This window comes from Curtobacterium sp. NPDC086286, from assembly GCF_044746255.1.
Taxonomy (GTDB): domain Bacteria; phylum Actinomycetota; class Actinomycetes; order Actinomycetales; family Microbacteriaceae; genus Curtobacterium.
The window spans coordinates 642,258-656,972 of record NZ_JBIVBW010000001.1; the positions used below are offsets into that span (position 1 = coordinate 642,258).

14 protein-coding genes are annotated in these 14,715 nt (G+C 70.9%); 11 read left to right on the forward strand and 3 right to left on the reverse strand.

Annotated features, from left to right (window positions below; all coding sequences use genetic code 11):
• Positions 1-31 precede the first annotated feature (31 nt).
• Both ACIPKM_RS03095 and ACIPKM_RS03100 read left to right on the forward strand, forming a co-directional pair.
• On the forward strand, positions 32-475 hold the full coding sequence (locus ACIPKM_RS03095) for a hypothetical protein (protein ID WP_070416263.1): 444 nt from the start codon (positions 32-34) through the stop codon (positions 473-475).
• Between the two features lie 8 nt (positions 476-483).
• On the forward strand, positions 484-1,446 hold the full coding sequence (locus tag ACIPKM_RS03100) for a bifunctional riboflavin kinase/FAD synthetase (RefSeq protein ID WP_070416262.1): 963 nt from the start codon (positions 484-486) through the stop codon (positions 1,444-1,446).
• A 160-nt stretch (positions 1,447-1,606) separates the two neighbouring features.
• Here ACIPKM_RS03100 and ACIPKM_RS03105 read toward each other — a convergent pair whose 3' ends face one another.
• Positions 1,607-2,839 carry a DUF349 domain-containing protein gene (locus ACIPKM_RS03105; RefSeq protein WP_175473779.1) on the reverse strand — a complete coding sequence of 411 codons (1,233 nt, stop codon included), beginning with the start codon at positions 2,837-2,839 and terminating at the stop codon, positions 1,607-1,609.
• Positions 2,840-2,952: 113 nt separating this feature from the next.
• Positions 2,953-3,768, reverse strand: a complete 816-nt coding sequence (locus ACIPKM_RS03110; protein ID WP_402736137.1) for a peptidylprolyl isomerase — start codon at positions 3,766-3,768, stop codon at positions 2,953-2,955.
• Positions 3,769-3,896: 128 nt separating this feature from the next.
• Between ACIPKM_RS03110 and ACIPKM_RS03115 the strand changes: the two genes are divergently transcribed.
• The 9 genes from ACIPKM_RS03115 (at position 3,897) to aroB (ending at position 14,311) form a co-directional block, all read left to right on the forward strand.
• The gene (locus ACIPKM_RS03115) at positions 3,897-5,273 is read left to right on the forward strand and encodes a replication-associated recombination protein A (protein ID WP_031261054.1); all 1,377 of its coding nucleotides are present in this window, start codon (positions 3,897-3,899) and stop codon (positions 5,271-5,273) included.
• Positions 5,274-5,514: 241 nt separating this feature from the next.
• Positions 5,515-6,144 carry a 30S ribosomal protein S4 gene (gene rpsD, locus ACIPKM_RS03120; RefSeq protein ID WP_058726527.1) on the forward strand — a complete coding sequence of 210 codons (630 nt, stop codon included), beginning with the start codon at positions 5,515-5,517 and terminating at the stop codon, positions 6,142-6,144.
• 130 nt (positions 6,145-6,274) lie between these two features.
• On the forward strand, positions 6,275-6,457 hold the full coding sequence (locus tag ACIPKM_RS03125; RefSeq protein ID WP_070416260.1) for a hypothetical protein: 183 nt from the start codon (positions 6,275-6,277) through the stop codon (positions 6,455-6,457).
• A 44-nt stretch (positions 6,458-6,501) separates the two neighbouring features.
• A complete protein-coding gene (alaS, locus tag ACIPKM_RS03130) occupies positions 6,502-9,159 on the forward strand; it encodes an alanine--tRNA ligase (protein WP_402736138.1) in 2,658 nt (885 codons plus the stop codon).
• A complete protein-coding gene (gene ruvX / locus ACIPKM_RS03135; protein WP_092386988.1) occupies positions 9,159-9,611 on the forward strand; it encodes a Holliday junction resolvase RuvX in 453 nt (150 codons plus the stop codon). The genes alaS and ruvX overlap by 1 nt, the downstream gene beginning before the upstream one ends.
• A 100-nt stretch (positions 9,612-9,711) precedes the next feature.
• Entirely contained in the window at positions 9,712-11,358 is a 1,647-nt protein-coding gene (gene mltG / locus ACIPKM_RS03140) for an endolytic transglycosylase MltG (RefSeq protein ID WP_402736139.1), read from the forward strand.
• A gap of 45 nt (positions 11,359-11,403) precedes the next feature.
• The gene (aroC, locus tag ACIPKM_RS03145; RefSeq protein WP_071296356.1) at positions 11,404-12,624 is read left to right on the forward strand and encodes a chorismate synthase; all 1,221 of its coding nucleotides are present in this window, start codon (positions 11,404-11,406) and stop codon (positions 12,622-12,624) included.
• Entirely contained in the window at positions 12,621-13,208 is a 588-nt protein-coding gene (locus ACIPKM_RS03150) for a shikimate kinase (RefSeq protein WP_402736140.1), read from the forward strand. Before aroC ends, ACIPKM_RS03150 begins: the two co-directional genes overlap by 4 nt.
• On the forward strand, positions 13,205-14,311 hold the full coding sequence (gene aroB / locus ACIPKM_RS03155) for a 3-dehydroquinate synthase (protein ID WP_402736141.1): 1,107 nt from the start codon (positions 13,205-13,207) through the stop codon (positions 14,309-14,311). The genes ACIPKM_RS03150 and aroB overlap by 4 nt, the downstream gene beginning before the upstream one ends.
• A 1-nt stretch (position 14,312) precedes the next feature.
• Here the strand turns inward: aroB and ACIPKM_RS03160 are convergent, their stop codons facing one another.
• The gene (locus ACIPKM_RS03160; protein ID WP_071296268.1) at positions 14,313-14,492 is read right to left on the reverse strand and encodes a hypothetical protein; all 180 of its coding nucleotides are present in this window, start codon (positions 14,490-14,492) and stop codon (positions 14,313-14,315) included.
• Between the last annotated feature and the right edge of the window lie 223 nt (positions 14,493-14,715).

Here is a 14,715-nt window from a genome sequence, read left to right on the forward strand (position 1 = left end):
CTGGCCGCCCGCCGTCGGTAGAATCGGTGCAATGGCGACCAGATCCTCCCTCGCGACCGGCATCGGCCGCGTCCTCATCGCCGTCTACGGCATCCTCGCGCTGGCAGCGACGGGACGCAGCGTCGTGCAGATCATCGAGAAGTTCTCGTTCGCACCGTTCGCGTACACCCTCAGCGCCGTCGCCGCGGTCGTGTACATCGTCGCGATGATCGCCCTCATCGTGCCGGGTCGGTTCTGGTACCGCGTGGCCTGCGTCACGATCGTCTTCGAGATGACCGGCGTGCTCGTGATCGGCACGCTGTCGCTCTTCGACCGGCAGCTGTTCCCCGACGACACCATCTGGTCGTACTACGGCATGGGCTACGCCTTCGCGCCGCTGGTGCTGCCGGTGGCCGGACTCTGGTGGCTCCGCAAGCACCACCGCACCGCCACCGCGACCGAGACGACCCCGTCCGCCGTACCGGCCGGCGAGTAGGGACCGACGTGCAGTACTACGACGACACCGCCGACGTGGCGCAGGGCTTCGGGCCGAGCGCGGTCACCATCGGGAAGTTCGACGGGGTCCACGTCGGACACCGTGCGGTCATCGCGCACCTCGAGCGTGCGGCGCGCGAGCACGGCCTCGTGTCCACGGTCGTGACGTTCGACCGCCACCCGCTCGACGTGATCGACCCGGACAAGGTGCCGCCCGCCCTGACGAGCATCGCCCAGCGGCGCGAGCTGCTCGACGACGTCGGGGTCGACGCCACCCTGCTGCTCCGGTTCGACCACGAGCTCCAGTCGAAGGCACCAGAGGCCTTCGTGTCCGAGATCCTCGTCGACACCCTGCACGCCCAGCTCGTGTTCGTCGGCAGCGACTTCCGGTTCGGGGCGAAGGGCGCCGGCGACGTCGCCCTCCTGCGCGAGCTGGGGGAGCAGCACGGCTTCACCGTCGAGCTCATCGACGACGTCGACCTGGTCGACGACGTCCGGCCGGACGGCGAGCGACGGGTGTCCTCGACGTGGATCCGCGAGCTCCTCGGGGACGGCCGCGTCGCCGAAGCCGCGCGCCTGCTCGGCCGTGAACACGCGGTGCGGAGCGTCGTCGTGCACGGGAACGAGCGCGGTCGGGCGATGGGCTACCCGACGGCGAACCTCGACCCGGCGTCCGAGGGCTTCGTCCCCGCCGACGGCGTCTACGCCGCACGGGTGCTGCACGACGGCACGGTGTACCCGGCTGCCGTCTCGGTCGGCAACAACCCGACGTTCGAGGGCGTGCCGGCGAAGCAGATCGAGGCGCACCTGCTCGACGTGGACATCGACCTCTACGGCGACACGATCTCGGTGCTGTTCGTCTCGTACGTGCGGGGCATGGTGAAGTTCGACTCGATGGACGAGCTCGCCGAGCAGATGCGGCAGGACGACCGTGACATCCGGACGCTGCTGGGGCTCCCCGCCGTCGTCTGACCAGTTGTCGCAGTGTGCGAGGTTCCGGCCTCGGTGCGAGGGCATCCGCGTCCCACGGTGTGCGGGACCTCGCACACTGCGGACGTCCCCCAAGCCCTGCGACCGCACGTCGAAGCCCCCGCGACCGAACGGTCGCGGGGGCTTCGTCGTACGGGGCGGATCAGCCGCCGAGGGCGTCGAGCCAGATCTTGCGGGCGTCGAGCGCTTCCTGCGCGTCCTTGATCTTGCGGGCGTCGCCCGAGGCCTGGGCATCGGCGAGCTCCGCTTCGAGCTTGCCGATCGCGTCCTCGAGCTGGCTCGCGAGACCGGTCTGACGGGCCTTGCGCTCCGGGTCGGACGCCTTCCAGTGCTCGTCCTCGAGGCTGCGCACGTGGTCCTCGACCGCGCGCAGACGGTCCTCGATGCGCCGGACGTCGCCGCGGGGGACCTTGCCGATCTCGTCCCACCGGCGCTGGATGCCCGTGAGGGTCTTGCGTGCGGCGGCCCGGTCGGTCACCTTCAGGAGCGGCTCGGCCTCGGTCAGGAGGGCCTGCTTCGCTTCGAGGTTGGCCGAGTACTCGACGTTCTCGGCGGCGGCTTCGGCGTGGCGCTGCTCGAACAGCACGTCACCCGCGGCCTTGAATCGCGCCCAGAGTGCGTCGTCGTGCCGCTTGCCGGCCCGCCCCGCGCCCTTCCAGTCGTCGAGCAGTTCGCGGTACGCCGGGATCGCGTCGGACCCGCGGGGAGCGAGCGCCTCGGCCTGCTGGACGAGCTCCTGCTTGCGGTTGCGGGCGTCGCGGTGCTGCGCGTCGAGCTCGGAGTAGAACGCGCGACGGTGCTGGTCGACGGTGGATCGGGCCGCGCGGAAACGCTTCCAGAGCTCGTTCGCCTCGTTCTTGGGGATGCGCGGGCCGTCGTGCTGGTGCTGCTGCCACCGCGCGAAGACGTCGTCGAGCTGCGCGGTGATCTGCTTCCACTGCGCCCGTGCCGGGTCGACCGCGGCGAGGGCCTCGGCTTCTTCCACCAGGGCGGTGCGGTGCGCCAGGGCGTCCGCGAGGGCCTGCTGTGCCTGCTCGGCCTGCTCCTTCGTCAGGGAGCCGAGCTGCTCGGTCAGGGCGGCGACGCGGGTCTCGAGCGACTTGAGGTCGCCGACGACCCGGGCCTCGGCCACGAGGGCCTGCAGGTGCTCCACCGTGCGGGCGACGTCGTTCGCCGAGGCACCACGCTGGACGCGCTGCTCGGCGATCTTCACCTGCCCCTCGAGGTCGGCGTACTTCCGCGCGAAGTAGGCGAGGGCTTCGTCGGGTGTCGCGTCCGGGTACTCACCGACGGCTTTCTCGGTGTCCTCGTACCGGACGTACACCGTCCCGTTCTCGTCGACCCGCCCCCAGGTCGTTGCTTCGTCAGGTCCCACAGGTCTCGCCTCGATCGTGGTCGTGCATCACCGACGTCGCCGTCGGCACGGTCAGGTCGTCAGCCTATTGCACGGAGAGCATCTGCGACCCGCCGGGTCGGCGCGCCTGTGGACTACTTCTCCTGCTCGATCGTCGCGCCGGTGATCTTGGTCGCCACCTTCGGCTCGCCGGTGCCGTCGCTGCCGGCGGAGGAGATGCCCTTCGACGTGATCTTCGACTCGAGTTCGTCGAGGCCGCTGGTGACCTTCCCGACGACGGTGTAGCCGCCGGTGGAGCCGTCCAGCGTGGTGTCGCCGTAGACGATGAAGAACTGCGTGGTCTGCGAGTACGCCGACGAGCTGCGGGCGATCGCGATGGTCCCCTTGGTGTACTTGCCGTCGCTCGGGACGTTCTCGAGCGGGCCGTACTGGAAGCCGGCGTCACCGGTGCCGTCGCCGTTCGCGGAGCCGCACTGCAGGAACTCGAACCCGGTGCTGTCGGCGAGTCGGTGGCAGGTGGTGCCGTTGTAGAACTGCTCCTGGATGAGCTTGATCTCGACGCTCGCGGCCTGGGGTGCCTTCTCGCCGTCCAGCTCGATGCCGAGCTTCACGTCCTTGTTCAGGGTGAGCGATCCGGTCCAGGTGGAGTCCTTCGCGATGGACTTGCTCGGGACGTCGCCCGTGTTCGCGGCGGTGGCACTCGCGGACGGGGTCGGCGTCGCGGTCGCTGAGGCACTCGCGCTCGCGTCCGCCCCGCCGCCCTGCGACCCGGCGAAGGCGAGCTGCGAACCGGTCGCCAACGCCGCGACGAGGACTAGGACACCGGCGCCGACGACGTTGTCCCGCACCCGGCGACGCCGCTGCCGTTCGTGCAGGCCCTGCCGTGCCGTGTAGAGGCGGAGGCGCTCGCGCGCCTCCCGGTTGTCACGCGCCTGGTTCTTCGGTGCCACGGTGCTGGTCGTACCTCTCGTCGAGTGTGCGACGAGCGTACTGTAAACGGCCCTGTCGGAGGCCTGGAGGCACGCCCCTGTCGGTGGGTCGGCCTACGATTGGTCACATGGCAGCGGACCGTTCGGGCATGCGTGCGCCCACCACCGGCGGTCGCGCCGGGCTGGCGCAGGGGTCCGTCCCGCTCGCGGTGCGGATGCGGCCGACCAGCCTCGACGAGGTCGCCGGCCAGCAGCACCTGCTCGGCCGCGGCAGCCCCCTCGTGCAGCTCGCGACGGGCACGCGCGAGAACCCCGGCGGCGTCTCGGTGATCCTGTGGGGACCGCCCGGCACCGGCAAGACGACCCTGGCGCAGGCGATCGCGCGGCAGTCCGGTCGCGAGTTCGTCGAGCTGTCGGCCGTGACCGCCGGCGTGAAGGACGTGCGCGAGGTCATGGAGAAGGCGCTCACGCACCGCGACCTCTACGGCTCGACCACGGTCCTCTTCCTCGACGAGATCCACCGCTTCAGCAAGGCCCAGCAGGACGCCCTGCTGCCCGGCGTCGAGAACGGCTGGGTCATCCTCATCGCGGCGACGACCGAGAACCCGTCGTTCTCGGTCATCTCGCCGCTGCTGTCCCGCTCCCTGCTGCTCACGCTCAAGCCCCTCACCGACGAGGACCTCGGCATGCTCGTCGACCGCGCGGTCGAGGACCCGCGGGGCCTCGGCGGATCGGTCGTCCTCGGCGACGAGGCCCGCAGCGCCATCGTGCGGCTGTCCTCCGGCGACGCCCGTCGGGCACTCACCGCGCTCGAGGCCGCGGCGTCCTCGGCCGTCGCGGCGCAGGCCGACGACGACGCGGACGGGACCCTCGACGGTGTCGACACCGTCCCGGTCGTCGACGCCGACACCGTCGCCGCAGCGGTCGACCGGGCACTGCTCCGCTACGACCGCCAGGGCGACGAGCACTACGACGTCATCAGCGCGTTCATCAAGTCGGTCCGGGGGAGCGACGTCGACGCCGCACTCCACTACCTGGCGCGCATGATCGAGGCGGGCGAGGACCCGCGGTTCATCGCCCGTCGCATCATCATCTCGGCGTCCGAGGACATCGGCATGGCCGATCCCCAGGCCCTGCCCATCGCGGTCGCGGCCGCACAGGCCGTCCAGCTCATCGGCATGCCCGAGGGCCGGATCCCCCTGGCCGAGGCGGTCGTCTACCTGGCGACCGCGCCGAAGTCGAACGCCGCCTACAACGGGGTGAACGCCGCGATCGCCGACGTCAAGGCCGGGCGGCTCGGGGTCGTGCCGATGCACCTCCGCGACGCGCACTACCCCGGCGCGAAGCGGCTCGGCCACGGCAAGGGCTACGTCTACTCGCACGACGCCGAGCACGGTGTCGCCGAGCAGCAGTACCTGCCCGACGCGCTCGAGGGCACCGAGTACTACACCCCGACGGCGAACGGCTTCGAGCGCGAGGTCGGGCCGCGACTCGAGCGCCTCCGGAAGATCACCCGCGGCGAGTAGTGGCCGCCCCGAGTTCCTGCTAGCATTGCCGGGCCTACGTCCTGGTCCTCGAGCACGGCTGCGTCGAGGACAGAGTGCCACTCCGGTGGTACGGGGGCAGAGGTTCGGACTGTAGCCGTCCGATCCCACAGGCTCATCCCTCTGGATCCCGTCGTCGGGACCGATCCCTTCCGTGTGTCTCGTTGCCCACGGTCGGACGGATCCCCTCGAGTCATTCAGTTCAGACAGAGAAAAGGACCCTGTGTCTACCAAGTCACGTACCCGCAGCAAGACCCGCCTCTCGCGCGCGCTCGGCATCCCGCTGACGCCGAAGGCGGCCCGTTACCTCGAGAAGCGCCCCTACGGCCCCGGTGAGCACGGCCGCACCCGCCGTCGTGCGGACAGCGACTACGCCGTCCGCCTCCGTGAGAAGCAGCGTCTGCGCGCCCAGTACGGCATCCGCGAGAAGCAGCTCCGGATCGTCTTCGAAGAGGCCCGCAAGACGAAGGGCCTGACCGGTGAGAACCTGGTCGAGCTCCTCGAGCAGCGCCTCGACGCCCTCGTGCTCCGTGCCGGCTTCGCCCGCACCACCGCGCAGGCCCGTCAGCTGATCGTGCACCGTCACATCCTGGTCGACGGCAAGCTCGTCGACCGTCCGTCCTTCCGCGTGAAGGAGGGGCAGCTCATCCACGTGAAGCAGCGCTCCGAGTCCCTCGAGCCCTTCCAGGTCGCCGCCGCCGGTGGGCACCAGGAAGTCCTGCCGAAGGTCCCGGGCTACCTCGAGGTCGAGATCGACAAGCTCCAGGCCCGCCTGGTCCGTCGTCCGAAGCGCGCCGAGGTCCCCGTGACCTGTGAAGTGCAGCTCGTCGTCGAGTACTACGCAGCTCGCTGATCCACTGATCACACCCGAACGGCGGGTCGTCCTCTCACGAGGGCGGCCCGCCGTTCGGCGTCGGTGGCCGGTGTCGTCGGTAAGATCGTCTGGGCACGCACCGCTCGCGTGCACGAGAGGGAGAGGCACCGTGAAGCAGCTGTTCTTCGTCGCCGTCGGCGTCGTCATCGGGTTCGCCGTCGCGCACAAGGTCGCGAACACCCCCGGTGGCGCGCGGTTCTTCGCCGACGTGAACGCTCGCGCGGAAGCCTTCCGTGGTGCCGTCGCCGAGGGCTACCGCTCTCGCGAGGCCGAGCTCCGCACCGACGTCTGACCGACGACCCCTCCCACGCACACGACCTGAAACCAGGAAGCACCATGCAGACCGCAGAGATCCGCCGCCGTTGGCTCCAGTTCTTCGGTGACCGCGGCCACACCGTCGTCCCGTCCGCCTCGCTCGTCTCGGACGACCCCTCGCTCCTGTTCACGGTCGCCGGCATGGTGCCGTTCATCCCGTACCTGACCGGGCTCGTCCCCGCGCCGTACCCCCGCGCCACGAGTGTCCAGAAGTGCATCCGCACGAACGACATCGAAGAGGTCGGCAAGACCCCGCGGCACGGCACGTTCTTCCAGATGAACGGCAACTTCTCGTTCGGCGACTACTTCAAGGAGCAGGCGATCGAGTACGCCTGGCAGTTCCTGACGACGCCCGAGCCGGACGGTGGGCTCGGCTTCTCGCCCGACGACCTCTGGGTCACCGTGTACGAGGACGACGACGAGGCGATCGCCTTCTGGAAGCAGCACTCCTCGCTCCCCGACGACCGGATCCAGCGGCTCGGCAAGGACACCAACTACTGGTCGACCGGGCAGCCCGGGCCGGCGGGGCCCTGCTCCGAGATCTTCTTCGACCGCGGTCCGGAGTACGGCATCGACGGCGGTCCGGCGACCGACGACGACCGCTACGTCGAGATCTGGAACCTCGTGTTCATGCAGTACCAGATCGCCGACGTCCGTTCGAAGTACGACTTCGAGATCACGGGCGAGCTGCCGAACAAGAACATCGACACCGGCATGGGGCTCGAGCGCGTCGCCTTCATCAAGCAGGGCGTCGACAACATGTACGAGATCGACCAGGTGCGCCCGGTCCTCGACGAGGCGGCGGCGATCTCCGGTCGTCGGTACGGCGCCGTGCACGAGGACGACGTCCGCATGCGCGTCATCGCGGACCACGTCCGGTCGGCGCTCATGCTCATCGCCGACGGCGTCTCCCCGTCGAACGAGGGCCGCGGCTACATCCTCCGTCGCCTGCTCCGCCGCACCGTGCGCGCGATGCGCCTGCTCGGCGTCGAGGGCGCGACCTTCCCCCGGCTCTTCCCCGCGTCGCGTGACGCCATGCGCGACGCCTACCCCGAGGTCGGCAGCGACTACGACCGCATCGCACGCATCGCCTACGCGGAAGAGGAGACCTTCCTCCGCACGCTCGCGCAGGGCACGACGATCCTCGATGTCGCGGTCGAGCGCGCGAAGCAGGACGGCGCGCCCGCGATCGGCGGGGACACGGCGTTCCTCCTGCACGACACCTTCGGCTTCCCGATCGACCTCACGATGGAGATGGCTGAGGAAGCCGGCGTCCAGGTCGACCGGTCCGCGTTCGAGACCCTGATGTCCGAGCAGCGGGCGCGGGCGAAGGCGGACGCCAAGAGCAAGAAGACCGCACTCGCCGACCTCAGCGTCTACAGCGCGTTCCGGGCGAAGGGCGAGACCGTCTTCCTCGGCTACGACGCGCTCGAGGCCGAGACGAACATCCTCGGCATCATCGTGGACGGCGTGAGCGTCGACCGTGCGGTCGCGGGCGACATCGCCGAGGTCATCCTCGGCGAGACCTCCCTCTACGCCGAGTCCGGTGGTCAGGACGCCGACCAGGGCTCGATCGTCGGCAACGGCTTCGACCTCGAGGTGCTCGACGTCCAGCGTCCCGTCGCCGGTCTGTGGAGCCACACGGTCCAGGTGCGCTCGGGCGAGGTCGGTGTCGGTGCGCCGGCGACGACCGTGGTCGACGCCGAGTACCGCCGCGGTGCGACCCAGGCGCACTCGGCGACGCACCTCGTGAACGCCGCACTGCGCGACATCCTCGGCCCGGAGGCGCTCCAGGCCGGTTCGTACAACAAGTCGGGCTACATGCGGCTCGACTTCTCGTGGTCGCAGCCGGTCTCGCTCGAGACCCGTTCCGAGATCGAGGAGGTCGTGAACAACGCGATCCGCTCCGACCTCGAGGTCTCGACGCGCGTGCTCCCGCTCGACGAGGCCAAGTCGCTCGGCGCGCAGGCGCTGTTCGGCGAGAAGTACGGCTCCGAGGTCCGCATGGTCGACATCGGCGGCCCGTGGTCCCGTGAGCTCTGCGGTGGCACGCACGTGGCGTCCAGCGCCCAGGTCGGGCTCGTCAACCTCGTGGGGGAGTCGAGCGTCGGTTCGACCAACCGCCGCGTCGAGGCGCTCGTCGGGCTCGAGGGCTTCCGCGACCTCGCCGTCGAGCGGACCATCGTGTCCCAGCTGTCGAGCGCGCTCAAGGCCCCCCGAGAGGACCTGCCGACCCGCGTGCAGTCCCTGATGGAGGACCTGCGGACGGCGCAGAAGCGCGTCGCCGAGTTCGAGTCCGCCAACCTCCAGCAGCGCGTCCCGGCGATCGCACGCCAGGCGACGACGGTGGGCGCGACGACCGTCGTGGCCGAGTCCGTCCAGGGACTCCAGTCCGGTGACGACCTCCGCGCGCTCGCGACCGGTGTCCGCAGCCAGCTCGGCGACGGTGCCGCCGTCGTGGTGCTCGGCGCGGTCATCAACGACAAGCCGGTGGTCATCGTCGCGACGAACGACGCCGCCCGCGCCGCCGGTGTGCAGGCGGGACCGCTCGCGAAGGAGGCCGCCGGCGTCCTCGGTGGTGGTGGCGGCGGCAAGCCGGACCTCGCGCAGGGCGGTGGCACCGACGCGTCCGCGCTCCCGGCGGCCCTCCGCGCGGTCACCGACCGGCTCGCGGCCTGATCGTGGCGATCCGTTCCGGGCGCCGGCTCGGTGTCGACGTCGGCCGCGCCCGGATCGGGGTCGCCGTGTGCGACCGTGACGGGCTCCTCGCGACGCCCGTCGAGACCGTCGCCCGGCACGACGCCACGGACGTCCGGCGGATCCTCGAGATCGCGGAGGAGTACGACGTCCTCGAGATCGTCGTCGGGCTGCCGCTCTCGATGTCGGGCGGGGACACCCCGTCCACGGCGGACGCCCGGGAGTTCGCCGGGCGCCTGGCGGAACACCGTCCGGTGCGTCTGGTCGACGAACGACTCTCGACCGTGACGGCCCAGCGCGGCCTGCACCAGGCCGGCAAGAACACGAAGAAGTCCCGCGCCGTGATCGACCAAGCGGCCGCTGTTATCATTCTGCAACACGCGCTCGACCACGAGCGTGCGGCCAGTGCCCCACCCGGGGCCACGCTCCCCTGAAACTGCGGACCACCGCAGTGCTCGCCTGAACGCGGCTGCCACACCGTCGCCCAGCACCCCGAGCCCAGACGGAGTTCCCGACCGAGAGACCCGAGGACCGTTGGCAGACGACCTGGACTGGAACGCGATCATCGCGCCCGGCAACGACGCCGAGCGGCGGAAGACGACTTCCGACCGTGCGGAGACCCCCGACGCACGCGGTGACGCGGGCGAGACCACCGGTGCGCGGAACGGCGCCCCGGACGCGACCGGTCGACCGATGTCCCGACGCGAAGCACGCGCCGCCGAAGCCGCGCGGGCACGCGCCGAAGCGGGCCCCGCGGACGCGAGCCCGGCCACCACCGACGCGGCCGGGTCGAGCACCGACCGTCCCGACCTCGGCCGGGCCGACGACGACCGTCGCGCCGCCGCGGCGGACGCCCCGGCGGCGTCGTCACCCGACGAGCTGCACCCGGACGTGCACGCGCTCCTCACCGGCGAACTCCACGTCGACGACGACGCGCGTGCCGCGGCACGCGGCGGTGACGCCGGCACGGCCACGGCCGCCGGCGCGGGTGCCGGCGCAGGTGGTCCCGACCAGCCCGGCAACGGCCCCGGAGGCGCGGGAGACGGTGGACGCGGCGGTCGCGGTGGACGTGGGGGCGCCTCCAGGTCGCCACGCGGCCCGCGTGAGCCGCGTCCGAAGCGTCGTCGCGGCCCGCTCATCGCGGGCATCGTCATCGTCGCGGTGGTCCTCGCGGTCGGGGTGTCCGCGTACTCCTTCGCGGCGCCCAAGGTCCAGCAGCTCGTCGCCGCCATCAGCGGTTCGCAGGAGCCCGACGACTACTCCGGCGACGGCACCAGCAAGGTGACGATCACCATCAAGCAGGGCGACATCGGCGAGAACGTCGCCGCGACCCTGCAGCGCAGCGGTGTCGTGAAGGACTCGAAGGTCTTCTACAAGCTCCTGCTCGCCTCGCCGGACGTCCAGTTCCAGCCGGGGTCGTACGCGCTCAAGAAGAAGATGAGCTCGAAGGCGGCCCTCGCGGCGCTGCAGGACAAGGACAACCGCGTCCAGGCCTCCATCGTGATCCCCGAGGGCACGGCGCTCAAGGACATCGAGGCCGGCATGGTCTCGAAGGCGGGGCTCTCCGCCGCCGAGGTCTCCGCTGCGGCGAAGGACCTCTCCGCGTACGACCTGCCGGCGAACACGACCACGCTCGAGGGCTGGCTGTTCCCCGCGACCTACCCGATCAACCCGGGGTGGAGCGCGACGGAGTACTTCAAGTCGATGGTCGACACGATGAAGGAGCACCTCTCGGCCGCCGGTGTGGCCGAGGCCGACCAGGAGCGCGTGATCGTCTTCGCCTCGCTCGTGCAGAAGGAGGCCGGCCTCGCCGCCGACTACCCGAAGGTCGCGCGGGTGTTCCAGAACCGGCTCGACATCGACATGCCGCTGCAGTCCGACGCGACGGTCGCCTACGGCACGGGCAACACCCACCGGGTGACGACGACCGACGCTGAGCGCAAGGATGCGTCGAACAAGTACAACACCTACGTGCACGACGGCCTGCCGCCGGCGCCGATCTCGAACCCCGGTGACATCGCGATCAAGGCCGTCACGAACATGGCGCAGGGGAAGTGGCTGTACTTCGTGACGGTGAACCTCGAGACCGGTGAGACAGTGTTCTCCGACACGTACGCGCAGCACCTCGTCGCGGTCGACCAGTTCCAGGCGTGGCTCCGGGCACACCCCGACTACCAGTAGTCGAGCGGCGTCGCACGGGGCCCGGGCTGTGGGAAGATGGACACCATGCTTCGTTGGTTGACTGCTGGTGAGTCCCACGGACCCGAACTGATCGCGATGCTCGAGGGCCTGCCCGCGGGTGTCCCGGTGTCGTTCGAGTCCATCCGTACCGATCTCGCGCGACGCAAGCTCGGCTACGGCCGCGGCTCCCGCATGAAGTTCGAGCAGGACGAACTGCACGTCTCCGGCGGCGTCCGGCACGGCTACTCCCTCGGCAGCCCGATCGCGATCCGCATCGGCAACACCGAGTGGCCGAAGTGGGTCGAGGTCATGAACCCCGAGCCCGTCGAGCAGACCGACCTCTCCCGTGGTCGGAGCGCCCCGCTCACCCGTCCGCGTCCGGGGCACGCCGACCTCGTCGGCATGCAGAAGTACGGCTTCGACGAGGCCCGCCCGATCCTCGAACGCGCGAGCGCTCGCGAGACCGCGGCCCGGGTCGCGCTCGGCGCCGTCGCGAAGTCCTTCCTGGCCGAGCTCGGCATCCGATCGGTCGCGCACACGCTGCAGGTCGGCACCGTCCGCGTCCCCGACGGCACCGCGCTGCCCCTGCCGGACGACGTCGACCGCCTCGACGACGACCAGCTGCGGTGCTTCGATGCCGAGACCTCCGCCCGCATGGTGACCGAGGTCGAAGCCGCGAAGAAGGACGGCGACACCCTCGGCGGCGTCGTCGAGGTGCTGTTCTACGGCGTCCCGCCCGGACTCGGATCGCACGTGCAGTGGGACCGCCGGCTCGACGCCCGCCTCGCCGCGGCGATCATGGGCATCCAGGCGATCAAGGGCGTCGAGGTCGGCGACGGCTTCGCGACCGCTGCCCGCCGCGGGTCCGAGGCGCACGACGAGCTCTTCCGCGAAGACGGCGAGATCTACCGCACGTCCGACCGCGCCGGCGGCACCGAGGGTGGCATGTCCACGGGCACCGTGCTCCGCGTCCGCGCCGGCATGAAGCCGATCGCGACCGTCCCGCACGCGCTGCACACCATCGACGTCGCCACGGGTGAGGACGCCTCGGCGCACCACCAGCGCTCCGACGTCTGTGCCGTGCCGGCCGCCGGTGTCGTGGCCGAGGCCATGGTCGCGCTCGTCCTCGCCGACGCCGTGCTCGAGAAGTTCGGTGGCGACAACGTCGTCGAGACGAAGCGGAACCTCGACGCGTACCTCGCGTCGATCCCGGAGACGCTGCGCACCCGCAGCACCGAGGCCGCCGAGCACTCCTCGGCCTGGTGACGCACACACCCGAGCCGGCGGCGGCGTCGCCGTCGGCCGGTCCCGCAGCCCCGGTCGTCATCATCGGGCCGATGGGCGCCGGCAAGTCCAGCGTCGGCAAGCGCGTGGCGAAGGCGCTGGGCGTCCCGTTCACCGACACCGACCGGGTGATCGTCCGCGAGCACGGTCCGATCCCCGGGATCTTCGCGGACCGCGGCGAGGCCGCCTTCCGTGAACTCGAGGCGGCAGCCGTCCGGGCAGCGCTGTCGACCGGGGGCGTCATCGCCGTCGGTGGCGGGGCCGTCACCCACGTCGACACGCGCGAGGCCATGGCCGGAGCGCGCATCGTCCTGCTGACCGTCTCGCCCGAGGCCGTCGCCGACCGGATCGCCGGCAGCGACCGCCCGCTCCTGGCGAACGGCGGCATCGACGCGTGGCAGACGATCATGGACGCGCGAGCGGCGACCTACGCCGAGCTCGCGCACGCGGTGTTCGACACCTCGCGCCGGCCGATGTCGCGCGTCGTCGACGACGTCGTCGCGTGGCTGCGCAACGAGACCCCTCCGGCCCGCACCGGTGCACCCACGAGCGAAGGAACAGCGTGACCGACCCGACCCAGTCCGTCCTCCCCGAGGGCACCACCGAGATCCGCGTCGGCGGCGCGGACGGCTACGTCGTGGCCGTCGGCAACGGCCTGCTCGGCTCGGTGCCGGCGCTCCTCGGCCCCCGTGTCGCCAAGGTCCTGATCGTGCACGCCCCGACGCTCGGCGCCCGGGCGAACGCGCTGCGCGACCTGCTCGTCGACGCCGGCCTCGAGGCCCTCATCGCCGAGGTCCCGGACGCCGAGGGCGCCAAGCGCGTCGAGGTCGCCGCGTTCTGCTGGCAGATCATGGGGCAGTCCGACTTCACCCGCACCGACGCCGTCATCGGCCTCGGCGGCGGTGCCGTGACCGACCTCGCCGGGTTCGTCGCGGCGACCTGGCTGCGCGGGGTGCCGTACGTCGCGATCCCCACGAGCGTCCTCGGCATGGTGGACGCGAGCGTCGGCGGCAAGACCGGCATCAACACCAACGAGGGCAAGAACCTCGTCGGCGCCTTCTACGCACCCCGCGCGGTCGTCGCCGACATCGACCTCGTCGCCACGCTGCCCCGCAACGAGATCCTCACTGGCTTCGCCGAGATCGTGAAGGCCGGCTTCATCGCCGTCCCGGAGATCCTCGACATCATCGAGGCCGACGTCGACCGCGTCACCGACCCGACCACGCCGGAGTTCCGTCGCGTCGTCGAGCTCGCGATCGAGCTCAAGGCGCAGGTCGTCTCGGACGACTTCACCGAGCAGGGCCGCCGCGAGATCCTGAACTACGGGCACACCCTCGGGCACGCCATCGAGCACGCCGAGCGGTACCAGTGGCGACACGGAGCGGCCGTCGCGGTCGGCATGGTCTTCGCCGCCGAGCTCGCGCGCCTCACCGGACACCTCGACGACGCCACGGTGGACCGGCACCGCGCGATCCTCGAGTCGCTCGAGCTGCCGACGACCTACGGGATCGGCCGCTGGGAGGGTCTCCTCGCCACGATGCGTCGAGACAAGAAGGCCCGCGCCGGCATGCTCCGGTTCATCATCCTCGACGGTGTCGGCAAGCCGGTCACGCTCGAGGGACCCGAGGACCACCTGCTCTTCACCGCCTACCAGGAGGTCGGGGTCTAGCTCAGCGGAGGACGCGGCGGGTCCGTCGCCACCACCACTTCACCCGCATCGACACGGTGAGGACATCCGTCCGCTTCCATTCGTGGAACTCGGCGATGGTCGCTCCGTTCTCCCATGCCCAGTACGCGTCGTCGTCGCGGTCGGGATCGAGCGCATCCGGGAGGCGTCTGAAGATCGGCATCACTCCGGCTCCTTCGTGTCGACGGTCGGCCTGCTCCGAGGGACGCGGCGGCGCAACGCGCGGTCTGCGAGCCGCCGGTCCGCCTTGGACCACCACGATACGTCGGCGAGTCCCCGGAGCACAGTTGCCGAGATGTCGTATGTCTGATCACCCTGGTGCTGCGAGACGGACCAGGTGAATCGGTCGCAGCCTGACGCAGTGGAGGCGGCCGCAGGACGGGCGT